The sequence below is a fragment of the Pseudomonas sp. 18173 genome (assembly GCF_050432945.1).
GTDB lineage: Bacteria > Pseudomonadota > Gammaproteobacteria > Pseudomonadales > Pseudomonadaceae > Aquipseudomonas.
On record NZ_JBKFTN010000034.1, the window covers coordinates 1 to 23,486 of the forward strand.

At 62.8% G+C, this 23,486-nt stretch carries 21 protein-coding genes; 1 reads left to right on the plus strand and 20 read right to left on the minus strand.

Features of this window, described 5'->3' with window-relative positions:
• Positions 1 to 528: 528 nt before the first annotated feature.
• From ACLD1X_RS26740 to ACLD1X_RS26835, 20 genes are all read right to left on the minus strand, one after another.
• Positions 529 to 1,392 carry a CsgG/HfaB family protein gene (locus ACLD1X_RS26740; RefSeq protein WP_429372919.1) on the minus strand — a complete coding sequence of 288 codons (864 nt, stop codon included), beginning with the start codon at positions 1,390 to 1,392 and terminating at the stop codon, positions 529 to 531.
• Between the two features lie 31 nt (positions 1,393 to 1,423).
• A complete protein-coding gene (locus ACLD1X_RS26745; RefSeq protein ID WP_429372921.1) occupies positions 1,424 to 1,864 on the minus strand; it encodes a curli assembly protein CsgF in 441 nt (146 codons plus the stop codon).
• The gene (gene csgE, locus ACLD1X_RS26750; protein WP_429373005.1) at positions 1,861 to 2,217 is read right to left on the minus strand and encodes a curli production assembly/transport protein CsgE; all 357 of its coding nucleotides are present in this window, start codon (positions 2,215 to 2,217) and stop codon (positions 1,861 to 1,863) included. Before csgE ends, ACLD1X_RS26745 begins: the two co-directional genes overlap by 4 nt.
• A gap of 29 nt (positions 2,218 to 2,246) precedes the next feature.
• The gene (locus ACLD1X_RS26755; RefSeq protein ID WP_429372923.1) at positions 2,247 to 2,786 is read right to left on the minus strand and encodes a type II secretion system protein; all 540 of its coding nucleotides are present in this window, start codon (positions 2,784 to 2,786) and stop codon (positions 2,247 to 2,249) included.
• Positions 2,761 to 3,135, minus strand: a complete 375-nt coding sequence (locus ACLD1X_RS26760) for a type II secretion system protein (protein WP_429372925.1) — start codon at positions 3,133 to 3,135, stop codon at positions 2,761 to 2,763. Before ACLD1X_RS26760 ends, ACLD1X_RS26755 begins: the two co-directional genes overlap by 26 nt.
• A gap of 4 nt (positions 3,136 to 3,139) precedes the next feature.
• Positions 3,140 to 3,613: a type II secretion system protein gene (locus tag ACLD1X_RS26765; protein WP_429372927.1), complete on the minus strand. Its 474-nt coding sequence runs from the start codon at positions 3,611 to 3,613 to the stop codon at positions 3,140 to 3,142.
• 2 nt (positions 3,614 to 3,615) lie between these two features.
• Positions 3,616 to 5,454 carry a secretin N-terminal domain-containing protein gene (locus ACLD1X_RS26770; RefSeq protein ID WP_429372929.1) on the minus strand — a complete coding sequence of 613 codons (1,839 nt, stop codon included), beginning with the start codon at positions 5,452 to 5,454 and terminating at the stop codon, positions 3,616 to 3,618.
• The gene (locus ACLD1X_RS26775; protein WP_429372931.1) at positions 5,451 to 5,972 is read right to left on the minus strand and encodes a hypothetical protein; all 522 of its coding nucleotides are present in this window, start codon (positions 5,970 to 5,972) and stop codon (positions 5,451 to 5,453) included. Before ACLD1X_RS26775 ends, ACLD1X_RS26770 begins: the two co-directional genes overlap by 4 nt.
• A complete protein-coding gene (locus ACLD1X_RS26780) occupies positions 5,972 to 6,520 on the minus strand; it encodes a pilus assembly protein PilO (protein ID WP_429372933.1) in 549 nt (182 codons plus the stop codon). The genes ACLD1X_RS26775 and ACLD1X_RS26780 overlap by 1 nt, the downstream gene beginning before the upstream one ends.
• Positions 6,507 to 7,052 carry a PilN domain-containing protein gene (locus tag ACLD1X_RS26785; RefSeq protein ID WP_429372935.1) on the minus strand — a complete coding sequence of 182 codons (546 nt, stop codon included), beginning with the start codon at positions 7,050 to 7,052 and terminating at the stop codon, positions 6,507 to 6,509. Before ACLD1X_RS26785 ends, ACLD1X_RS26780 begins: the two co-directional genes overlap by 14 nt.
• Position 7,053: 1 nt before the next feature.
• Complete coding sequence (locus tag ACLD1X_RS26790) at positions 7,054 to 7,857, minus strand: hypothetical protein (protein WP_429372937.1); 804 nt, start codon at positions 7,855 to 7,857, stop codon at positions 7,054 to 7,056.
• Positions 7,838 to 9,544: a GspE/PulE family protein gene (locus tag ACLD1X_RS26795; RefSeq protein ID WP_429372939.1), complete on the minus strand. Its 1,707-nt coding sequence runs from the start codon at positions 9,542 to 9,544 to the stop codon at positions 7,838 to 7,840. Before ACLD1X_RS26795 ends, ACLD1X_RS26790 begins: the two co-directional genes overlap by 20 nt.
• An 84-nt stretch (positions 9,545 to 9,628) precedes the next feature.
• The gene (locus ACLD1X_RS26800; RefSeq protein WP_429372941.1) at positions 9,629 to 10,162 is read right to left on the minus strand and encodes a response regulator; all 534 of its coding nucleotides are present in this window, start codon (positions 10,160 to 10,162) and stop codon (positions 9,629 to 9,631) included.
• Between the two features lie 223 nt (positions 10,163 to 10,385).
• Positions 10,386 to 11,339: a peptidylprolyl isomerase gene (locus ACLD1X_RS26805; RefSeq protein WP_429372943.1), complete on the minus strand. Its 954-nt coding sequence runs from the start codon at positions 11,337 to 11,339 to the stop codon at positions 10,386 to 10,388.
• Positions 11,340 to 11,352: 13 nt separating this feature from the next.
• The gene (locus ACLD1X_RS26810) at positions 11,353 to 12,903 is read right to left on the minus strand and encodes an ABC transporter substrate-binding protein (protein WP_429372945.1); all 1,551 of its coding nucleotides are present in this window, start codon (positions 12,901 to 12,903) and stop codon (positions 11,353 to 11,355) included.
• A gap of 9 nt (positions 12,904 to 12,912) precedes the next feature.
• The gene (locus ACLD1X_RS26815; RefSeq protein ID WP_429372947.1) at positions 12,913 to 13,533 is read right to left on the minus strand and encodes an SCO family protein; all 621 of its coding nucleotides are present in this window, start codon (positions 13,531 to 13,533) and stop codon (positions 12,913 to 12,915) included.
• Positions 13,530 to 14,186, minus strand: coding sequence for an SCO family protein (locus ACLD1X_RS26820; RefSeq protein WP_429372949.1), 657 nt, complete (start codon positions 14,184 to 14,186; stop codon positions 13,530 to 13,532). The genes ACLD1X_RS26815 and ACLD1X_RS26820 overlap by 4 nt, the downstream gene beginning before the upstream one ends.
• A gap of 12 nt (positions 14,187 to 14,198) precedes the next feature.
• The gene (locus ACLD1X_RS26825) at positions 14,199 to 16,151 is read right to left on the minus strand and encodes a YncE family protein (RefSeq protein WP_429372951.1); all 1,953 of its coding nucleotides are present in this window, start codon (positions 16,149 to 16,151) and stop codon (positions 14,199 to 14,201) included.
• 83 nt (positions 16,152 to 16,234) lie between these two features.
• Positions 16,235 to 22,030 (minus strand): manganese-oxidizing multicopper oxidase MnxG, encoded by a 5,796-nt coding sequence (gene mnxG, locus ACLD1X_RS26830; protein WP_429373007.1) that lies wholly within the window; start codon positions 22,028 to 22,030, stop codon positions 16,235 to 16,237.
• Positions 22,031 to 22,235: 205 nt separating this feature from the next.
• On the minus strand, positions 22,236 to 22,844 hold the full coding sequence (locus ACLD1X_RS26835; RefSeq protein ID WP_429372953.1) for a lytic transglycosylase domain-containing protein: 609 nt from the start codon (positions 22,842 to 22,844) through the stop codon (positions 22,236 to 22,238).
• Between the two features lie 195 nt (positions 22,845 to 23,039).
• On the opposite strand from ACLD1X_RS26835, the gene gspG reads away from it, so the two are divergent.
• Positions 23,040 to 23,474: a type II secretion system major pseudopilin GspG gene (gene gspG, locus ACLD1X_RS26840; RefSeq protein ID WP_429372955.1), complete on the plus strand. Its 435-nt coding sequence runs from the start codon at positions 23,040 to 23,042 to the stop codon at positions 23,472 to 23,474.
• The last annotated feature ends 12 nt before the right edge of the window (positions 23,475 to 23,486 follow it).

Consider the following 23,486-nt stretch of genomic DNA (forward strand, 5'->3'; position numbering starts at 1 on the left):
TCGCGAGCAGGCTCGCTCCCACAGAAGAGCAAAAGCAGAGCAACGGCAGATCGGCGTACACCCATTGCTTCTAACCACTCAACAGGCCGAGCGTTAGCTCGCCTGCCGCTCTTGATCTTGATCCACCCGCCCCCTCGGCAGGCTGAGCGGAGGCGTTCATCCGGGGAATGGCGCGTAGCGCCGTGCGGCGAAGCCGCACACATTGCAGGGAGGTGCAGCGAAGCAAACCGTAGGGCAACGCCCCCGGATGAATGCCGGAGCGAAGGAACCCCGAGCCTCGGCGAGGGGCCGGACGTTCGGGGCGAGCGTTTTTTTTGCTTACTTTTTTTGAGGCGCTTGTCAAAAAAAGTGAGTCGCCGTAAGGGCGAAACCATCAGCCGTCGTTACCGCAGAAACGGATATGTACTCAGTCAACAAAACTTAGGTCGGCTGTCAGGCCGCCTTCGCGAGCAGGCTCGCTCCCACAGGGTACTGAGAACATCCATAAGAGCCTGGTTGGCCCAAAGGCCGCCAAGGCCAAAACCAGACTTACTCCACACTCTCCGTATCCACCTTGTTCTGCGTCAAATACCGATCCAGCGTCTCATTCTGCGCAGGCTGGGCAACATCCCCCGCCACCTGCCACAACCGCCGCTCGATCCCTTGCGCCAGCAAATGCCCCACCGCCGCCTCGATCGCCGACAGCACACACAACTGCGCCGGTTCGTTAGTGGTATAGCCAACTTCAGCTTCAAGCAGCTTTTTGAACTCGATGAACTTGAACACCCCGGCACTGCGACCGACCGAGTAGATGGTCTTGCTGGTCATCACGTTGGCCAGGACCTGCCCGCTGCGCACGTCCACCGCCCGCAGGTTCACCGTGACCTGATCCACGCGGTATTCACGGGAAATGTCGATGCCCAGGTAGCGCGCCCCTTCCCCGCCGCTGCGCACATTGGTGTCGTAGGCAATGATCCCGCCTTCGAGCATCATGTTCGCCGCTTGCAGCGGTGGCAGTTCACCTACGATGTTCACCGGCGTATTGGGTTTCTTTTGCGAGGCGCGGATGATCTTGCGCTCGGTCAGCAGGTTCTGCAGCCCTTCGCGCTCCAGCACCACGAACCAGCCACTGGCCTGCAAGGCATCCATCAACATGCTCGCGGCGCCCTGGGTCACACTGGTGGAAAACGAGCTGGCCGGGGTTGGCTTGTATTGCCCGGTCTGGTCACGGAAGCCGTACACCACTGCCATCAACTTGCCCTTGGGGCGTGGCATGTTCAACAAGTCGTAATAGGTCGAGGCCCTGGGGGTCAGGGTCGGCGTTTCAGTGTCCTGTTCGGCGGACATCGGTTGACGCAGACCGCAGCCGGAAAGCACCGCCACCAGCATCCCTAGCGCAATTATTCTTTTCATATCCTTAACTCCCCATCGGCCCATGTCCCCATCAAGGGGTGGTGGTGATGCCGTTTACCTGGATTTCCGAAACCTCACCCGTTGCGCGGTCGGTCACATTGATCGTCAATGCCCCGGAGTCGTCGACGACGTTGACGATAAAGGCGTCAGTCGACAGGCTCCCGGTGTTGCCGGTGGAGATGTTGTCCAGCAGTTGCCCCAGCAACCGCGATTGCAACTGACTGGTAAACCGTTCCAGTGCCGACGTGCCGGCCACAGCGGTACGGCTTTTCAGATCGGGATCGTCGAAGTCGTTCTGCGCCTGGGCGTTGTTGAGCAACCAGGTGCCGTTCAACGGGTTGCCACCGAACGACGGGTTGATGGGCGTGTAGACCAGTTCGGTGGCATGGACCAGGCCACAGCTGCCTGCACCGGTAAACCAGAGTCCGAGTAACCACAGTCCCGTACGTTTCCCGAAAGTACTTTTTTTCATAGTTCGTCCCTCTCAAGGTCGGTGGTGTCCTGCAACAAGGCTTCCAGCTTGCGCCGCACGATCTCCATGCGAACCTGGTCGGCCGCCTCATAGGCCTCGTCTTTCAACTCCACGGTGTTCGGCGGCAGGAAGCGCCGATAAACCAATCGTTGCTGAAACTCCACGGTCACCAGGCTGCCCCAGCGCGCCGAAGGTCTCTCGCGTACCACCAGGTTGAAGTCCATCGGGCTGGTGGCACGCAGGCGTTCACTGAACGAGTAGTAAAAGTCATGGCCGATGTGCGAAATGGTGTCGTCGATGATGAACCCCAGCATCTCGTCGTCTTGCGCCGAGGCGACGTTCGCCATCAGCATCAGGACCAGTGCCGCCAGCCAGTGCCGCTTCACGGCTGCATCGCCTGGGGTCCGTTGAACTGAGCTTTGGGCGGTCCGTTGGTGCCATCGAGGAAGGCTTTCTCGGCCACGAATTGCCAGTCCTTGTAGCTGGCCATGCCGTTGAAGTCCGACCACTGGCTGGGAAAGTTCACCTGCTTGAGCGGCTTCTCCGTGGACGGGCAATACACACCGCTGATACGGCCGTCGATACCGCGAATCAACTCCCATTCGCCACCGGTCATCGGCTCCGGGTACAACTGGCGGATATGGTGCTTGGCCGTCGGGAAACGCTCGTCCTGCAACAGGTCCGCGAGTTCTTTCGGGTACATGGCCACACCGGGCGAGCTGCGGTAATAGCTGCGCAGCGCCTGGGCATACTGCGTGCCGACCCAGAGCAACTGGTTTTCGCGATCCCGGCGCGCGGCGGTGGCCCACAACTCGCCGGCACTGGCCAGGCCCATGCCCATCACGACGATCAGAAACAGCACACCCAGGTAGGTGAAGCCGTCCTGGCCCGAAGGCTTACCACTCGGAGTAAAGGCTGCCATCACGCGCCCTCCCGGTGGCGCCGCTCTTGATGTTGGCCACCCCGCCCGCTACGCCATCCGGTGGCGCGACCATGACCCAGGTGTCCTTGCGCTCGGCAATCGGGTCCAGCGGCTGGTTACGCAGGTAGCGCAGTTCGACCAGTTGTTCGATGGAGTCGGGATAACGCCCGGTGTCCCCGTAGTAGTGATCCAGCGCCTCGCGCATGGAGGAAAGGCTCTGGCGCAGGGTGGTCTCTTTCGAGGCCTCCAGGCTGTTGAAGTAACGAGGCAAGGCAATCGTCATCAGGGTCGCGATGATTGCCATGACCACCATCAGTTCAATGAGGGTAAAACCCTTTTGCCGACGCATATGCTCACCACTCCCGGTAGGCGATGCCGTTGAGCCCCTTGCCCCGGGCCTTGGAGTAGACGTCAAAGACGTCCTGGCCCTCTCGCGGGTTCTCGGCAGAACTGTCATAGGAACGCAGGCCCCAGCCGCCCTCGTCGTCACGCTTGACGGTGGCCAGCGGGTCCCGGGGGATGCGCCGCAGGAAATAGAACTTGGCACCCTTGGCGCTGCGTACGTCACGCACTCCGTCGACCAGCACTTTCAGGTTTGGCGGGTAGCCGCTGCTGTCGAGCGTCTTCTCGATGTAGCCGGCATCGAAGGCGCGTTTGTAGGCGTCGATGGCATCGCGGATCTGGTACAGCGCGGTGCGCATTTCCTGCTCTTTGCCCCGGCGCACCACGGTCTCGGTCAGCGGTGCGGCCATGCCGGCCAACAGGCCGACCAGGGCGAGCGTCACCACGACTTCGATCAGGGTAAAACCGCGTTGCGAGGCGTTCATGATCAAGGCTTCCCAACAGTTACGGTGGTGGCGATCGGTGCGTTCATGGGGTCGCTCGCGGGGGCGGCCTGAACCGTGGTGCTCATCGAGCGGTCCGGTGCCTGGATGTGCATGCTGGTTTCGGTGCCGGTCGAGAATTCCATGTCCGACGGGCTCTGGTACGGCAGGTTGCGCACAATCCGCGGGGTGATCGACAGCACCAGCTCGGACTTGCTGACGTCGTCCTTGTTGCTGCCGAACAGACGGCCCAGGCCAGGAATGTCGCCCAGGCCAGGGATCTTGTTACCGCTGGCGCCGTGGTCGTTGCGCACCAGACCGGCGAGGATCTGGGTTTCGCCGTCATGCAGACGCAAGGTGGTCTGGGCGTTGCGGGTATCGACCTGGACCGGAATGGTGCCCTGCGCGGTCGGCGTCAGCGGCGTGGCGTTACTGACTTCCAGCGCGACCTTGATGGCCACTTCGTTGTTCAGGTGCACGATCGGTTGTACTTCAAGCTTAAGACCGACGTCGAGGTAGGTCACGCTTTCGGTGATCACCGGGCCCTGGGTCGAAGGCACCGACGTGGCGCTGATGATTGGCACCCGCTGACCGATGTGGATCCGCGCCTGTTCGCGGTTGCTGACCCGGATCACCGGGCTGGCCAGGGTGTTGATGTCTTTGTCCTGCGCATTGATCTTGGCTTGGGGCGATGGATTGATGGTAATCCGGCTGGAGTCGATACCCTTGAGTTGGTCAAGAATGGACACTGGCGAGCCGTCGCTGTTGATCACACCGAAGGTGTTGGGCCATTGCAGGCCGAGGTCGAGAATGCGTTGGCGGGCAACCTCCATCACTTCCACTTCCAGCACCACTTCCGGGTTGGACTGGTCCTGCGATTGCAGGAGTTTTTCCGCCATGCGCACTGCGTCACCGGTATCGCGCATGGTCAGGGTGTTGAGGCGCTCGTCAACGAACACGTCGCGGGTCTTGAGCATGGTCTTGATCATGTTCAGCGCCGTGTTGGCATCGATGCTGGTCAGATAGAAGGTGCGCATCACCAGCTCCTGGTAATCCTTGAGCTTCTGCGGCGAATCCGGGTAGATCAGCAAGGTGTTTTCATTCACCACTTTCTGATGCAGCTGATTCTGTTGCAGCAACAGCTCCACGGCGTCTTCGATACGTACGTCACGAACGAAGATCGTGGCTTTCATGTCGGGGCGCAGGTCCTTGTCGAAGATGAAGTTCAGGCCGGCGACCTGGGACAGCACTTCGAAAATGGTCTTGAGGTTGGCATCGCGAAATTCCAGGGTCACCGGCCGGTCCAGGCGTGTGCGCAGTTGCGGGTACTGCACCACGTTGCGGCTCTGCACCAGGCGGATGTTGTCTTGCAGTTCCAGGGCACCATCGTTCTTCGGGTCCAGTTCGAGAATCTGTTTGACCTGGCGGTCGGCACCGTAGATGTCACCGCGACGCAGGTCGCCACGGGCCAGTTCGAGTTTCTCGTCCATGCTGCGCAGGTAGTCCAGCTGGTGCAGGGCATCCTGGGCACGACGGTTGTGCGGTTCGATGGTCAAGACCCGGCTGTAAGTCATGCGGGCCCCGGCGAAATTACGCTGAGCCCGGTCCATGTCGGCCTGGGTCAGCAGCGCCGTCACGGCGCGGGCCCGACCGCTGTTGAGGGCCATGTGCAGATCGGTATCGCGAGGGTTTTCACGCAATCCCTGTTCGATGCGGGCCAGACCGGCTTCGTATTGGCCGGACTCCATCAGGGCAGAAGCTTCGTCCCTGGCAACCTCCGCCGAACTGCATGCGGCCAGACCCGCACACAGACAAAGGCTCATCAGCAAACGGGATTTGTTCATTCCGTACTCCCCACAGACAAGGTCTGAGCTAAATGCAGAGGCAGGTAGACCAGGCTCAGTTCCTCTTTGGAAATCCGCTCGATCCGCCAGGTTTCGTCGATTACATCCCCTTTGCGCACGACGTAGATTTTTTCGCCGTTCTGCAAGAACACCTGCAGATCGGAACGGTCATCCAGCCTGCCGACAAACTGGAAGGGCAACGGCGGTGCAATGGGGGTTTGCACCACCGGTGTAACGTCTACAGCGGGTTGTTCAGTGACGGTGCCGAGGGCCGGCGCCGCTTTCCAGCTGCGGGCGGCGAACAGGTCGCCGGCCGGGCTCAGGTCCTTGATCGGCGCCACCGCAGCGGCAGTCGATGCAGCCGCCAATGTGCCAGGGGTCTTGCCTTTGGCTGGCGTGGCCACGGCGGCCACCGCAGGGTCGCTGTCGTCAGCCTGCTTGAAATATTCGGGGAACCAGGCGAGCGCTGCCGCTACACCAAAGAACGCCACCCAACCCACCACTCGTTTGGTATTCATCATGACCTCGACAGGTAAAGGGTCATGCGGATCCGCCCGGTCAGGTCGGTATCGGCGATTTTCTTGCGCTGAAGCTCCACATCCTCCAGTACCACCGCCGGCAACTGGCCGAGCAAGGCGTGCAGGAAGCGCCGCAGTTGCGGATAGCTGCCACGTACCGGCAGCAGAATCTGGTAGCGGGCCAGGTGCGTCTTGGGGTCCACGCCCAGGGAGTATTCACCCCGGGACAAGGTGATGCGCTCCTGGGCGGCCAGCGCGTAGATCTTGTCGATGGCCACAGTGGCCTGAGGCTGGGACGGCAGCTTGCTGCGGAAGTCGTCGAGCTGACGCTGCGGCACAACCGGTGGCGCTACGCTGCCGTCTTCGACCTTGGCCAGGTACTCGGTGGCGTCGCGGGTCTGCTGGTTGAGGTTTTGCAGCGACTCCCAGTCCGGCAGCAACCCGACCAGGCCATAGCTCAGCGCCAGCACCAGCAGGCCCAACCCCGCCAGCCCGGGAACGCCGAGGCCTTGCAGGTATTCGTGGACGATCAATTTAGGGATTTGCATCGCCGATCTCCCAGGTAGCCGACAGGTTGAACTGCACCGGGTGCTCCGGCACGTTGGCGACAATTTCATGGCTCAGCAGCGACACGTCGGACAGCTCGTCGCTGGCTTCGAGGCGGCGGTGAAAATCGAGCATGGCTTCCAGGTCCAGCGCCTCGGCGCTGATCCGTACCTGGCCTTTGCGCGCATCCGGGGTCAGGCTCAGCAAGGCAATGTTGTCCCGCGGCATCGCTTCGAGGGTGGCGAACAGGCGTTCCCAGGGGCGGCGCAGCTGTTGCGAGACCTTGCGCATTTCGGCCAGGTTCTGTGCCTGCTCGCGGGTTTCCGCCGGGGTCAGGCTGACCTTGCTGCCGTTATCGCCAGTGAGCACCCGTTGCGTGGTTTGCAGGTGGCCTTGCTGTTGTTCGGCCTCGTTGCTCAGGTGCTGTTGCACCAGCAGGCAAGCCAGTGTCAGCACCACGCCACCGCCCAGCAGGCTCCAGCCCAGGGGACCGGAACGGCGGCGTGGCTGAAAGTCGAGCATCAGGGGGCGCATGTCAGGCCACCGCCCGAGACATGACGTACAGGCAATCGCGTACGGCTGTCCGGTCTTCTTCAAGGGTGCGCAGATGCACACCGGGCACGTCAGGGTGCGAATCGATGCGCGCCGGTGCATGCAGGTAGACATTCAACGGCCGTTCGCTGGCGGAAGCCTGCAACTGGCTTTCACGACCGATCAGCGCGGTCAGCGCGGCATCGCTGTCGCTGCTGCCCACCGAACGCACCGAGGTCCAGCGCCCCTCCCGGGCCAGCAGCAGCACGCTGCGTACCGGTTCGGCGACCACGAACAGGAAGTCCCCGGCCTCCAGGCTTTTATCGAAATGGTTGAACGCCGCCATCAGGTACGGCTGCACCGAACGCAAGCGCAAACCGCGAGCACTGACCAGGGCGCGCAGGCGTTCGAGCAAGTCCTGTGGCAGCGCGGTGGCGATGCGGTCGTAACCGGCGGGTTCGGGCGAGAGCACCAGGCTCCAGGGTTGCGTCGGGGCGCCGTAGAGATCTTCGAAACACAGTTGGGCGTAGCCGAGCAATTCGCTGGGGCTGTTGATTTGCTCACTCCAGGGCACCAGGCAATAGCGGCTGAAGTGTCCGGAGATCACCACGGTCAGTTCCGCCCTGGCAACGGTGTGTTCGGCCAGCAGACGGTCGAGGGTGTCCAGGGCCACCGTCCAGGCCTGGAAGCCTTCGTCGATGTAGCCGACGCTGCCCAGCCAGTGGGTTGCATTGCCTTGCCGTTGCCCCAGGCCAACACCGCTGGCGCCGAGCACGGCGACAAACTGCTCACGAGATAAAAGTGACACGATTGATCTCCTCGAGAGTGGTCCGGCCTTTTTCCACCAGCTCCAGCGCCGACTCGCGCAACAGACGCAAGCCACGTTTGCAGGCATGGGCCTTGATTTTCGAAATGGGTTGGCGCTCGACGATCATTTGCCGCAGTTCATCGTCCAGGTGCAGCAACTCGGCAATCGCACTGCGCCCGCGATACCCGGTGCCGCGGCAATGCCCGCAGCCCTTGCCGTGGACGAACTGGAAGTGGGCGACCTTTTGCGGATCTAGCCCGGAGACCTCCAGCTCTTCCTGCGTCGGGCTGTAGGGGCTGCTGCAACTGGTGCACACCAGGCGGATCAGGCGCTGGGCCAGCACGGCATTGAGTGCCGAGACCAGGCTGTAGGGATCGATTTCCATCTGGGTGAAACGGCCGATCACGTCGAACACGTTGTTGGCGTGGATGGTGGTGAACACCAGGTGACCGGTGAGCGCCGATTGCACGGCGATCTGCGCGGTGTCCGGGTCGCGGATTTCACCGACCATGATCTTGTCCGGGTCATGACGCAGGATCGAGCGCAAGCCGCGGGCGAACGTCAGGCCTTTTTTCTCGTTGACCGGGATTTGCAGCACGCCCGGCAGTTGATATTCCACCGGGTCTTCGATGGTGATGATCTTGTCCACGCCATGGTTGATCTCGGTGATCATCGCGTACAGGGTGGTGGTCTTGCCGCTACCGGTAGGCCCGGTCACCAGCACCATGCCGTAGGGCTCGGCGGCCAGCCGGCGCAGCTGGCGCAGGGTTTCTTCTTCAAAGCCCAGGGCCTGCAATTGCACGCCGCAGACTTTGTCGGCGAGGTCCTGTTTGTCGAGTACCCGCAGCACCGCGTCTTCGCCGAAGATGCTGGGCATGATCGACACCCGGAAGTCGATCTGCCGGCCGCTGATACCGACTTTGAAACGACCGTCCTGGGGCACGCGCTTTTCGCCGATGTCCAGTTCGGCCATGACCTTGACCCTGGAAATCACCTGTTCGGCGAACTCACTGCCCTGGATCTTGCTGATGTTGTTGAGCACCCCGTCAATCCGGTACTTGATCACCAGGCCGCTGCCGGTGGTGCCGAGGTGGATGTCGCTGGCGTGCATTTTCAGCGCGTCGTACAGGGTGGAGTTGACCAGCTTGACCACCACGCTGGAGTCTTCGCTGATGCTGGTCAGGGACAGGCTTTGCAGGGTGTCGATCTCGGTTCCGGCCTCGGCCTGGGCGTTGAGCGACTCCACCGCGTGGAAGCTTTCTTCGTGGCGGGCCAGGTAGGCCTTCAGGTCATCGGCATGCACCAGGTACAGCGGCGCGCCGTGCAGGCATTCATCGATCCAGGCCAGGCGCGCACTGTCGAAGGGGTCGGCGAACACGCCGATGACCGCGTCGTCATGGCGCAGCAGGATGAATTCACGTTTGAGGCATTGGGCCAGGGTCACCCGGTCGAACACCGGGGTGGAGCTGAACAGGCTGTCGGTATCGAGCACCGGGTAGTGCAGGGTTACACCCAGGCACTGGATGAAAGGCATGGGAGCCAGTTCACTCAACTCCCCCAGGGTGTCCAGCATCCGCTCGCCGGAACTGGTGGCCAGGGCCCGGGCCTGGGCCAGTTGTTCACTGGTAAAACGAGTCGGTACACATTCGAGTTGAGCCGTTTCTACAACAAGGGATAGACGGTCCATGGCTTGCTCTCCAACGCCCGGGGCTTTGAGCCCTGTCGGCGCGGCGAGCCATTTCGGCGGGGGCCGGAACGTCCTGTCGCGCCACTACTCCCCGGTGAGCAATTGTTCGTCGTCTGGCGCCTTGGAGGCCGATGTGTTTTTTCGGCGATCCGCAAGCACCCAACTACCGTCGTACAACTGCAGCGGGAAACTTTCGGTCTTGCTCTGGCGTCGTTCGACGAATCCTTCGGACGGGCTCACACCCGGTCTGGGTTCGCGCTGCCGGCCCAGAAGATCAAGCACTGCACGGGCCAATTCCGCCAATGGAAACGGTTTGAACAGGATATGGCTGACTCCCAGTAACCGGGCCCGCTCGCAAACTTCTGCGGTTGGATGCCCTGTGATCAGCACATAAAAACACTTCCTGTTCTGGCGGACGGCATCGAGCACCTGAAAGCCTTCCATATCGGGCAAGCGGTAATCGAACACCATCACATCGGGTGCGAAATCGTCAGCTTCGGCGATTCCTTGCGCACCGTCGTGAGCAATCCGGACATCCAGTGCTTGCGCCTGCAGGTAACCCTGGAGGTTTTCCGCCAGCAACTGTTCGTCATCAACTACCAGTACTTTGTTTAACAAGGTCGACTCCTTGAAACCGCAGGTCCGGGTATTGAACCTGGCCGAGTGCGCGCCTTGACAGAGCTAACGCACACTTCATGCCAGGCTGGACGCCGGTAATTTTTGGTATTCATGTCCTTGAATTTAAAAACAATGCCTTCTGTTACAGCAACCCTGTCCCCCAAACACGGGGAAAGCGATCGAATGGGCATTGACGTTTTTCCCCCACTTTTGGGGAAACCCCCTATTCATCGTCAATCCGTTCGATTCGATTGCGCGAGCGCAATTGCGCCAATGCCTGCAAGCGAGCCTGAACCTGTTGTTGCCGGGCAAGATAAGCCCGAACCATCTCAAGTCCTTGCTCCTCTGGGACATTGCTCGCCTCCATGTGGTTCTCTAGATAAATCAGGTGCCAGCCCACCGACGTACGCACCGGATCGCTGACGGCCCCCGGTGCCAGGGCAAACGCGGCAGCCTCGAACTCCGGCAGCATCCGTCCACGGGGAAAATAACCCAGGTCCCCCCCTTCGCTGGCCGACGCGTCTTCGGAGCCACTGCGGGCAACGCTGGCGAAGTCGCTCCCGGCAACGATGGACGCGCGCATTCCCATCAAGCGTAGCCGCGCGGCCTCGACAGTGGAAGCGTCTGCACCGGGGGCTACCTTGATGAGGATATGCCGGGCCTGCACCGCTTCGGGCCGGTTCATCTCGCCACGGTGCTCTTCGTAGAACGCCCGCACCTGTTTTTCGTCCGGCTCACCGGCCTGGGTGAGGTCATTGAACACTTGCCGGGCCGCCAGCTCACGACGGGTGTATTCCGCGTAACCGGCTTCGTCGAAACCGGCATCCTCAAGACGCCTGGCAAACACTTCGGCGCCGCCCATCGCCTGACGGGTCTGGTCGACCTGGTCCTTGACCACGGCGTCACTGATCACCACGCCGCGCTTGACGGCTTCCTGCCACAACAATTCGCGGTCGATCAAGGCATCCAGCGCGGTCTTGCGCAGTTGCTTGTAGGCTTTCGGATTGCGGATGCTGCCTACCGCCCGTCCCTGATCTTCCAGGTATTCGGCGAAGTAGCGCTCCAGGCGCAACTGGGAAATTTCCTCGCCATTGACCCGCGCCACGGCCGGGCCGTTGCTGCACCACGCCACGGGCGCCCACAGCGTCAACAGGACCAGCAAAGTGTTGAGTTTCATGATCGGCCTCCTGTCAGGGCGTGGCAGCAATGGGTTTATAGGGGGCGACCAGATAGAAACGCTGGTCCGGCAGATCCACCGTGACGATATGGGCACCGCTCAAGCCCAGGCGCCGGCCAGGACCAAAGCTGATCAATGGCGTCAGCCCGGTATCGAAGTCATGCAGGCCTTCCAGGGCACTGACCAGCTTTTCGCGGCTGGCATCCCGCCCGGCCTGCTTCATGCCTTCGCTGAGCAGCATCATCGAACTGAACGCGCCCACTTGCAGCACCGCGTGCTGGCCACCGAGGCCCTGGTGTTCGCGCAATTGGGTCAGGGCCAGGCGCCCGGCCAGGGTCCAGTCGCTGGGCACGAACGGATAGGCCAGGAACACCCGCCGGGAAAACCCGCTGGGCACCTGCGTCAGATTGCCCGCCACCTGGTTCGAGGCGGCAAACAGGTAAGGCACCTGCCCCGCCGTTTGCAAGCGCTCGGCCAGTCGACTGAAGCCGCTGCTGCTGCCCAGGTAAAACACCGAGCGCGAGCCCAGGGGCAATTCATCTCCGGCCGGGTCGTAGGCCTGCAGGCGTACCTTTTGCCAGGCATGCCCCTGCAAGTACTGACCGAGTTCCTGCGCCGCCAGCCGTTGGCCGGATTCATCCGGATAGGTGATCAGTGTCGGCCCCTGCAGCACCCGCAGGCTGGCACTGGCATAGTCGGCCAGGGCGATCAATTGCTCGCGAAGCCCCGGCAGCGGTTCGAATATCTGCGGGCTGGTGTGGGGCGTGCCCTGCAAGGACAGCGGCCCGATCAAGGGAATGCCGACCTCTTCCAGACGCACGGCGAGGTCCACGTCCAATGCCGGCGCCAGCGGTGCAATCAGGGCAAACACCTGTTCTTCATCGATCAACCGGTTCAGCGCCTTTTCGGCACTGGCGCGGTCGGTGCCGGGGTCGAGGATCGTCAGGCGCAACTGCCGGCCATGAATCCCGCCCGCCTCGTTGATACGTGCCACACAGCCGTTGAGCACCGCCGCTATCGTGGCGCCCTCCTCGCTCAATGGCCCGCTGCCGGGTAACAATGTGCCCAGGTGCAGGCTGTCGGGCGTCAGGCCCGGATCGCGGTCGTCGGCCAGGCGCTTGAGGTACGCGGTGAGGTTGCGTTGATCGTTCATCGACAACACGAACCGTGGCATCGTCGGATCGAGCCGATTGTTGCCGGGGTCGCGCCCCTCCTGCACTGCCCGCGCCAGGGTGCTGTCGCTATAGGCCGGATAGCTGCGGCCGTTGATGTTCTGCTGGCCATGGCTGCTGGCCAGACGCGACCAGCTCAGGTCCGGTGGTCGCACCCCGCCTTCCGCTCGCCCGAGGCCGTCTGCGCCATGACAATTGGCGCACGGCAGGCTGGTGGCCGGCAGCACCATGTTCGACGCGCCGACCCGGGCCATGATCGGTTCGCCGCTGGCCGATACACCTTCGCGGTACAAGCGTTTGCCGGCACTTTCGCTGAGGCTCAGCGGCAGCGCCTGGACGCTGAGCGAGAGACCGCCGAGGAGGAGCAGGCCAAGGACGAGGGCAGTATTCATGGCCATGGCTCAGCGGCCGGCCACGGGCATTGTCAGCAACTGCAAGCGCTGGGCAATGGCGGCGGCCGGGGCATCGGGGCGGATTTTGCTCCAGCGTTTGTTCGCCACGTCACCGACGATCAACTGGGTGGAGTGCTGCTCGGGGGTCGGCACGATCTGACCGATGCGGCCCAATACAAGGTCCATTTGCGCCTTGTCGCCGGTAAGAAAAAACCAGTGGGGCTCATCGACGCCCTGTTTCAAGGTGTAAGCCTTGAGTACCGCCGGGGTGTCCCGCAGCGGATCACTGGTAAGGGAGATAAAGGTGATGCCGTCGGCCTTGTCGCCGAGCACTTCACGCACTTCCTTGAGCTTGCGGGTAATGAGCGGGCAAGCATCGTTGCAGCTGGTGAAAATCACGTTGAGCAGCACGACCCGATCCTTCAGCGCATCGCTGTAGAAGCGCAGGGTGTTGCCGTTCTGGTCTTGCAACGGGGTATCGGTGAACCAGGTCTTCGCATCATGGGTGCCGGTGGACGGTTGCGCGGAAGCCGCCGCAGGCACGGTTTGTTCATGCCCCTCATGGGCGAACGCCACTGAACTGAAAATGCAGAAGCAGATGCTCAGGGCGATCCAGTCGATGGCTCTCATGGCTGGTGCTCCATGGCGATGGCAGTGTGCTTGGCGTGGACATTGCGTTCACCACTGAGTTTTTCGACGGCCCGGGCCAGCTCCGTCGGGTCGGTGAAACCGTAGTAACGGGTCCAGAAACGGTTGTTGCCGTCTCCCACCAGAATCAGCGGCGAGTGATTCTTGAAGTCACCGCTGTAGGCGCCCAGGCCCTTGAGGGTGGCAGTGACCGACTGCGGCGAACCGGTCAGCCAGCTCCAGCCCGGCCCCTTCTGGAAAGTGCGGGCGTAGTCGTTCAGGCGTTGCGGATCATCACGCTGCGGGTCGATGCTGATCGACACCAGTTGCACCTCGGTGCCGACCCGCGCGCCCAACTGTTGCTGCACCTTGCCCATGATCGAGGACACCACCGGGCAGACCGTGGTGCAGCTGGTGTAGATGAAACCCATGACCACGATCTTGTTGCTCACCAGGTCTTTTTCCAGGCTGACGACCTTGCCGTCCTGGTCCAGCAGGTCCACGTCGGCAAACTTGATCCGGGCGGTCTCCGGGCTGGCCTTGCCGGTGGTCATGTCGTGCCCGGCATGTTCATCCGTCGAGTGAGCCAGCGCCTGGCCGATACCGATGGCCAACAGGCAGAACGTCAGCAGGCCGCGATGTGCGAATCGGTTCATGTCAGTTTCCTCTTAATGGGTATCGCCGGGTCTGACCCGGACGCTGGCAAAGGTCTTGTCATCGAAACCCGAGCCGAGGGACGCCGCCCGCACGTGCAGGTACCAGGCGCCGTTCTGGTCGAGGTTCACCGGGGCTTCGTAAATACCGTCGGCGACTTCCAGGGCGGCGACTTCCTGTGGTCGCGACGTCGGCGCGCGGAAGTAGCGCACCTGAACATCCTTGACCCCGCTGCGCTGCGCCTTGTGCTTGCCCTCGACGATGCGAAAGCGCACCACGTACGGGCTGCCCAGGTCCGCGGTGGACGTGTCGAGCATGAACTCCACCTTGGGCACCCCACGGTGTTGATCGAGGCCTTTGTCCGCCTCCACCACGGTGCTGAAGCAGTGGATGATGTTCGGCTGGTTGAGCAGGAACGCCACGTCGAAGCGCCCCGCCGCCGGCAGCTTGACCCGCGAGCTGTACAGCCCCGGCCCGATTTCCCGCAGGCTGCGGTCGATGACCAGCGCCGCCCGCGCCACTTGCCCGCGATTGGGGTACCCGGACATCGGCGCGTTCATGCCTTCGGCGTAGAAGTAGGTGGTGTTGTCTACCGGGTTGACCACGAACACCGCGTTATCATCGCGCGATACCGCCAGGCTCGACGCCAGCGGCAGGTCGCCGGCCATCCGCGGCGCCTGGGCCCCGGCCTCGAAACCCTGGGTGATCGGCGTGCGGCCCTCGCCAAGGGACGCCAGGTTGATCATCGTGACCTTCGGCGAAGCCAGCCCGCGCACATAGGCATAGGCCTTGGTGAACACCACTTGCCAGGGCTCGGCGGAGACATTCAGCTCATGGATCAGCGCGTCATTGGCGGTGTCGATCACCGCGGCCTGATTTTCCAGGGTGTTGAGCACGATGCCAAAACGACCATCGGCACTGAAGCCCATCGGGCCCAGTCCCTGCTTGAGCCTGATCACCCGGCGCACCGACTGGCTGGCGCCGTCGACCACTGTCACCGTGCCGTCCTTGCCATCGGCCACATAGGCGGCGCCGGACAGCGGCGAATACATCACAGACAGCGGATTGGAGCCGGTCTTCAGTTGTTTGCCGATGGTCAGGCTGGCGATATCGATGATGCTCAGGGTGCCGTCATCGCGGTTGGTGACAAAGGCGAAACGGCTGTCCTTGCTGAACGCGATTTCATGATGCCCGGCACCGGTGGCCAGGTGCTTGAGGGGCTTGAGACTGGCGGTGTCAATGACCGTGACCCCGGATTGCCCGTCCAGCCTGGCGTTGTTGCCGACCCACAGCAGACGTTCATCCGGCTGCAGGGCGACGCGCACCGGATTGCTGCCGGCCGCCACCGAGTCGATCAGCTTGAACTGTTCACTGTCGATCACCGCCACTTCGCCGGCGTTGGGCATCGAGACAAACACCCGTTTGTTGTCCCTGGGTGTGACCCAGTCCATCGGTGGCTGTTTCAGGTCAATGCGTGCCAGGGTGCTGGTGATGCCGCCGACGGACACCGACGGGTCGACCACCGAGACGCTGGCATCACGGTTCATCACCAGCAGGAAGTAGCTGTTGAGATCAACCAGGGGGCGGGCACCGATACTCGACTTCAGGAACACCCCGACCCGCGACTTGCAGCTCTTGTCGCGGCCCTGGGCCTGGTCGGCGGCGACGGTTTCCGGGTCGATCCAGGCCCCCGGCGCGACACCGGACAAGGGTTGGCCCGAGGCTTTGTCCGTCACCCGAAATTGCACGTCGGCAAAGCCGCCCTCACGCAACACACCGTCTTCGGCCAGCGGCTTCACCTCAAGGGCTACCGAAACCCCGTCGCGTTCCAGCGTCCGGTTGCTCCAGGTGTCGGGCAAGGCGATATCGTTGAGTGCCTTCGGGGGCGCGGTGCGCCACACGCCGATCCAGATCAACGCCATGGCGACGATCAGCGCGCTGCCAACGATTTTGATGGTCCTGTCCATAGCAACATCCCTCTATACAGATCGGTGCCTGCCTTGCCCGTATCCCGCAGGGGTGGAGTCAGCCCCCCCTTTTCGTCCAGCGTCTAAGGTGCCGGCGCCGGTTCCAGCTCATTGGTCACGCGCAACAATCCCCACAGCCCGGCGGTGTTGCCGTAGGCGCCGTAGTCGCGGAACAGGTAATCACCCGGTATCGCATTGGTGCCCCCGGCGCTCGGCAGCATGAAACTGAAATGCGCTGCCGGCAGGACGCTCTCGTGGGAGCCGACGTACATCGACATCGGGTTGAAGCCGAACTTCACCGAACCCACGCCAGGCGTGCTCATCGGGTAGCCACCGGCATCGCTCTTCTCGGGCAGGAACGGATTGACCGACCAGACGTGGCCGTCGAGCTGGAAGGTCGAGCCGCGACTGCCGCCACTGGGCATCAGGATGTGCATGCGCAACGGTTGTCCTGGCTTGGCATACAGCACCGGCGTCTGTGGATCCCCGCCCACCAGCGCATTGCTGTAGGCCATGTGCGCGTTTGCCATGTCGCCATAACCTGCGCCGTCGGCGTGGCCGAAGGGTGCATCCGGAGCGAGGCCGAAGCGGTACCACATCGGCTCGGTCTTGTAGTTGATGGCCATGCTGGAGTTGTCCTGCGGATCGTTCGGCACACCAAAGCCTTCCGCCGCAATGCCCTCAACCGGCCGACCGTTGGCCCAGCGCATGTTCAGGGCTTTCTGCCAGACCGTCGCAAAGTCGCGATAGCTGGTTTGCCCCGTGGCCGTGACCGTCGCATTGGCCTTGCGCGCATCTTCGACCCAGGTCGCACCGGCCGGCAGGATGCTCATCGCGCCGCCCAGGCCTTTCTGTGGCTGCTTGATCACGTCCGCCGGGGTGATGTTCAACCCGCCGAACTCCACCGCCGTGGCGTTGATGTTGTCGACGCTGCGCCCCAACTGGGTGATCGGTTTGCCCTCGCGCTCCAGGTGCCCGGCGTAGTACTGGTAGGTACGGGTCGGGTAGGCGCCGATGTTGCCCACCCGCGGTGGCACGGTCTGGATCGGGTTGGCGCCGACGTTGGTACCGTCGGACTTGGTGATGTCGTACGCCAGCAATTGCGCGTGCAGGCCAACATGGCTGGACGGCCGGATCAGGTTGTTGCTGAAGGTGGTCGAACCGCTGCCGCTATTGCGGTCGCGTTTGACCACGCCTTGCATCACGGCGGTCTGGGTCAGGTCCGGCATGACACTGGGCAGACGGTTTTCCAGGGTGATGTTGATGCAATCCCCCGCCGCCGCACGCAGCACCAGTGGCTCGACAGGCACGCCGGGCTTGAGCTTGCCGGTGGTCGGATCGAGGTCGGCCTTGCGCACATACAGGATCGCGGTCGGGTCATGCAGCGGCCCGCTTTGCCCGCCGATGGTGATGGTTTCGCCATCTTCAGGATCGGTCACGGTGACCTGTGGAATGCTCACCGTCCGCGAGTTGTACACCAGGGTGCCGCCCGCCGGATTCAACGGCCCGCCCACATGCTGCCCAAGCCCCGCCGAATCACCGATGGTCAGGCCCAACGGGTTGGCGAGAATGTCGTTGGCCAGTGCCGCCACCACCTCATAGTTGCGCTGGGGCGTTGGCCGCGTGCCGATGCCGTTGGGGTTGGCGCCGATCCGTGGGCAGGTGCCATCAAACGCCACGGTGTTGCGCATGCCCGCCGGTTTCGGGTTGTTCGGCAGGGCAAACAGGTCGTTGCGCTGGGCCGTGTAGTTACGCATCACGCCCCAGATCCCGCTCCAGTAACCCTCGATGGAAGCGTCCATCGAGTACAGGTAGTCACCCGTGGTGGCGGCAGAACTCGACAGCATCGATATCGGTGCGATGAAGCCCATCTGCTCGGAGATCCCGATCATCTGCGACGCGCGCCAGCCGGAGTTGGAGCTGTTGCCGAAACCGGAACCGCTTTGCAGCCATTTCACGCCATGCAAGGTGACGTTGTGCTCTTCTTCGTGGCCACCGGCATGCACCCGCAGCCGCACGTTGTCGCCGGTATAGGTGCGCAGCATCGGGGTGAACGGATCTCCCGGTTCTGCACCGCCACGGTTGATATGCGGCGGGAACAGCGTGGTGCCGCCGGTCGGGCCGGTGGCCGATGTGACCAGGTTCGGCGCCAGGTTCATCGCCGGGATGGCGCGGTCGGTACGGCTTTGCATGGCATACGCGAGGTCTCCACCGAGGCCGTCGGCCTGCATGCCACGCTTGCCGTCGGGGCCGACCTTGTACGGGTCGTACACCCGCAGGCCCAGCGGTTCGTTGCGGTAATTGACGACGAACATGCCCGGGTCATCCACCGAAATGGCCTGCGGACACGGCCGGCTCGGGCAACCGGGCACCTGCCCGCCCTGCACTTCGAGAATGCCCTCCAGCAGGTTGCTCGCGCCATTGCGCACCGGCGGATTGATGGCATAGCGGAAGCTGTCCGGGGTGGCCGGGAACGCTTGCGGGTTCGGCACACCGTTAGGGCCGGCACCCACGTAGACACCGGCTTCATAGGCGTGCTGGAAATCGCTGTATTCGAGGAAGAACTCACGGAAGCTGTCGTTCTTGCCATCGCCATCCAGGTCACCGGTGGAAATCACCGCCTGCCAGGAGGTAGGCCCACCGTCCTGGCGTGCGCCGCTGTACAACGGCTCGCCGGTTTCGGCGTGGAACCAGGTCGAGCCGGCGGGCTCGGCCAGTACCGTGGCGTACAGACCGATCTGTTGGTGAGTCGATGGGCCGAGGTGGTCGTGGGTGAAAATGGTCCCCAGGCCACGGTCGACGCCTTTGCTGTTCACCACCGGGTCGATGAACCAGCGCTGCATCGCCGTGCGCGCGCCGAGCCAGTCGGCACGGCCGTACTGGCCGAAGAACGGGTGGGTCCGGGCTTGCGGGCAGGCTGGCGTGCCGTCCCGCGGGTCGGCGCCTTCGCATTGATTGAACTGGCGAATGGCATGGATGCGTTCCTGCACGGCACCCGGGGAAAGCACGCCGTCCTCGTAGTTCCAGCCATTGGACGAACCGTCCGCCGAGGTCAGGTCCCACTTGGGCAAGTGAATGTGCTGGCCGATCACATCGGTCGGGGTGCGCACCTGATAGTCGTCCATCTCATAGGTGGCCGGCACCAGGTTGGTTTGCTGGTACTGCACGCAGTCGAAGGTGTTCATGCGCATCACCAGCGGTTCTGGCGGACGCTGCTTGGTGATCACCGGCCAGGCGTCTTCCCACAACGCCAGGATGCGCGCCTGCGGGAAGTGATAGCCGACCTTGTTGTACACCGCGTCGAACTGGATGTTGGCCGCCTTGTAGATCCGCGGGCGGTCCGCGGTGTAGGTCGAGGAACCGGTGAAGGTCATCCCGTCGATGCGCTCACCGCTATTGAACTCACCGGTGCCGGCACTGGCGGTCAGGCGCTTGGCCCGGTCATCCATGCACGGTTCGTAGTACGGTGCGCCCGGCACCGGCAAGGCGCCATTGGTGCGGAAGTTGCGCGCCACCACTTGCCTGCCCGGCAGCACGGCAAAGCTTGGGTGTTCCTTCTTGGCATGGAAGGCCATGGCCGCCTGTTCGACTTCCGTGCCTTCTTCGGGCAGGTAAATCGGTTTGGCCCGGGTCACTTCCTTGGAGAAATCCAGCGACGTGGTCACCGTGTGCGCCTCGCCACCGGCAGACACGCCGTCCAGCGCATGGCGCCCCAGGCCGCCATCCCAGCCACCGGACTGGTTCGGGTCGAGATTGGCCCACAAGCCATTGCCGCTGCTCTTCAAGGCCTGGGCCTTGGCGGCATCGAGCATGTCCAGCGGCGGGGTTGGCGGACGCTGGCCGACCGAACTCTCCATACCGCCGATCCAGAATGGGAAGCCGGGGTTTTTCAGGCTGCCGTCGGCGTTGCGGTTGGCTTCGCTGCGATCGACCAGCGCCAGTGAACCGATGGCCTGGACACCGCCACTACCGCCATCATCGTCGCCCGCGGCCACCAGGGTCTGGCCGATTTTCGGCACCACGGCGACCTTGCCCGGCATCGGCGCCATCGCTTTGCCGGGCAGCGGCACGACCGCCGGAATCGGCGTACCGGCGACAATTTCGCCATCGGGCAAGGCCCGCGCGCCGGCCGCCGGCTTGCCGCTGCGCAGGGCATAGGGTTCGCTGTGGAAGCCGTCTGCGCCCTGCTGGGAAACTTCGAGCCGGGTGCCCTCTTCAAACACATCGTGCACCCGCCACATGGCCCACATGCCTTGGGCGAAGTGCGGGTAGAAGTGACAGTGATAAATCGCATCGCCCGCCACCCGGTTGCGGTTGCCCGAGCCGCCGTTGGCGATTTCATAGGTGTAGCCAGCCCCCGGGCCGATGCCCTGGGCATCCACATAATCGGAGTTGTCGTCGTTGGGGTTGAACAGCCACTGGTGCCCGTGCAAGTGGAAGATGTGCTGCTCGTGGCCGTTGTGGGTGTTGCGGAACTTGACGAAGTCACCGATGTAGCTGTGGTTGACGTTTGACGGCTCGGCCGGATACAGCGCCATGGTTGCCTTGACGCCCACCTGGTCAGCCCGCGGGGTTTCGCCGGGACGGATGTTTTCCAGGCCGGCGTTGGCCGGTACGTCCACCAGCATCGCCACGTCGCCGACGGTGTGGGAACTGAGGAAGAACTCTTCATACGCGCAGGACAGGCAATCGTGCATCGGCCCAACGCCCAGGCGGTTGGCGACCACTTCGGCGCCCATGCCGCCCGAGCCATAGTTGATCATGAACGAATCGCGGGTCGGCTCCAGTACGTGGGCCATGACCGGGTCTTGCCAATATCCGGGAAAGGCCTGGGTGGCAGCGGTTTCATCCTGGAACTGCGAGGCGAAATCGCGGAACGGTTCCAGCCGGTTGGGAATCGCCGGATTGCGCTTGCCCACGGCTTCCAGTGGATAGGTCGCCGGCGGGAAGCTGCCGTCGGCGTTGCTGCCCATCACGATCGCATCGCTTTCACTGGAGATGATTTCATTGCCGTCGACCATATTGATGATCGGCGTACCCGCCTTGCCTTCGCGAACCCATGGTTCACGCTGCGGATAGCGGGCCTGGTAATCGACAATCGGTTGGCCGGCCGGCGTACGGCCGGTGCTGGCCAGGCGCATTTCTTCCTCGGTCACGGTGTTGCGATAAGTGCGCCCGCCCTTGGGCACCACCACCACCTGGCCGAACAATCCATTGGCCACGTTGCCGGCCGCGCCCTCGCCACCAAAGGTTGCACCACGGCTGCTGGCGGCAAATGCCCCTTCGCGCTCGGCGTACAGTGTGTAGGAACGACTGGCGCCAGGCGGGATCAAGGTGTTGGCATTGCGTCCGGTGAAGGATGAAATGTCATCGATGCTGTTGACCGCCTGCATGCCGTTGACCTGAAAACCGACATGACGGTCGGCCACCTGCTCATCGACCTTGAATTCATCGGCATTGCCGGCCTGACCGCCCTCTTCTTCACCCTCTTGCCCAAACCCTTCATGACTGCCCGGGTTGGCCTGGTAGGCCAGCAGGTTCTGCAGATTGATGGTCAGGCAATCACCGGCCGCCACGCGCAACACCAGCGGACGCGGACGTTTGTCGGGCCGCAGGGAAACCTTGCCCGGCACCGCAGCGCCCCCTTGGGCGAGGGAAACATCACGGTCATCAACCACATCCCGACGCAGGGCGAACATCATGCCGTTGACGTTCTGCGCACCCAGGCGGTTGAACATCAGCGGCTGATCGAACGCCACGACGTTGGCCACCAGATTGCGCTCGCAACGTGCAGCTGCGCTGGCAATCTCGACGCCGAGCATCGATGTCACCAACAACAGCAAATTAATCAGGGACGGGGCGTGGGATATACCGACCATGGTCTCGGCCTCGCAGCGGATCATCAGGGAACATTTCTCGACAAATCGTCCAGAGCAATCCGCATGCCACAAAAATTTATTTTATTTATCAATTAGTTGTAATCACGAGTTGATAAGCCGGGGGATATTCCCCACCCAATCCCCCCACTTTCTCGCCGGGGCCACTATTCCCCACTATTGGGGGAAACCCGCCCCGGGGTTTCGATCACAGCGGCGCATCCGCGGACATCCCCTGCAAACGCCGATACTGGTTCAGCACGTTGGGCACATAACGCTGGGTTTCGGCGAACGGCGGGACCACGTTGCCCCGGCTGAGCACCGCTTGCGGACCGGCGTTGTAGGCCGCCACGGCGAGGCGGATGTCGTTGTCGAACATCGTCATCAGGCGCTTGAGATAGCGGGCACCGCCCTGGATATTGGCCTTGGGGTCGTAGACGTTGGTCACGCCCATTTCGCGGGCGGTGTCGGGCATCAACTGCATCAGCCCGCGAGCCCCCTTGGGTGAAGTGGCTCGGGCGTTGTAGGCGGATTCGGTCTTGATCACGGCGTGCAGCAGTGCCGCCGGAAGTTCGTTGGCCTTGGCCGCCGCCGACACCAGCTCGGCGTAGGGTTGCGCAGCGATCATCTGCGGTTGCTGGTCGAGGCTGACGACCGCCGCCTCGGGCTCATGGATCACCCGTTCATAGTGGCGCCCGGGGCGGTGGACATTGGACAGGACGTAGCTGCCATTGGCGTCCACGGAAACAAACACATCGGCCTGTGCGGCGCCGGTCAATACAAGCAGACCCAGCAACCCGGTGGTGAGTGACTTCATTGTTATACCTCCCCTTCCCGGCCCCGAAAAATGGGGGTATTGCCCCAATGGCCGATAGTGCAGCAGCCATACGCAAGCACTGTGCCGTAACTGGGAAAGCCCGTAGTACGAGGGGTGCAGAAGGATCACCAGACATGAGCATGGCAATTGCATGCACATACATGGCAACTGTGCCGTCGACTGTGCGAGGTCATCATGAATCAGCGACTTTGTTATGCCCGGCGAACCCAAAGCGGGTTCACCCTGCTCGAACTGTTGGTGGTGCTGGTGGTGCTGGGGTTGCTCGCCGGCATCGTGGCGCCGAAGTATTTCGCCCAGCTGGGGCGTTCCGAAGTGAAAGTGGCCAAGGCGCAAATAGAAGGCTTGAGCAAAGCCCTGGACCTTTATCGCCTGGAGGTCGGCCATTACCCGTCGACCGAACAGGGTTTGCAGGCGCTGGTCACCGCCCCCGCCGACGAACCGCGCTGGACCGGCCCGTACCTGCAGAAAAAACTCCCGCAAGACCCGTGGGGTCGCAACTACACCTATCGCTACCCCGGTGAAAACAGCGAGTACGACCTGCTGTCCCTGGGCAAGGACGGACAACCCGGCGGCGAAGGCGAGAACGCCGAAGTCACCAACTGGAACTGACGGGAATGGCGA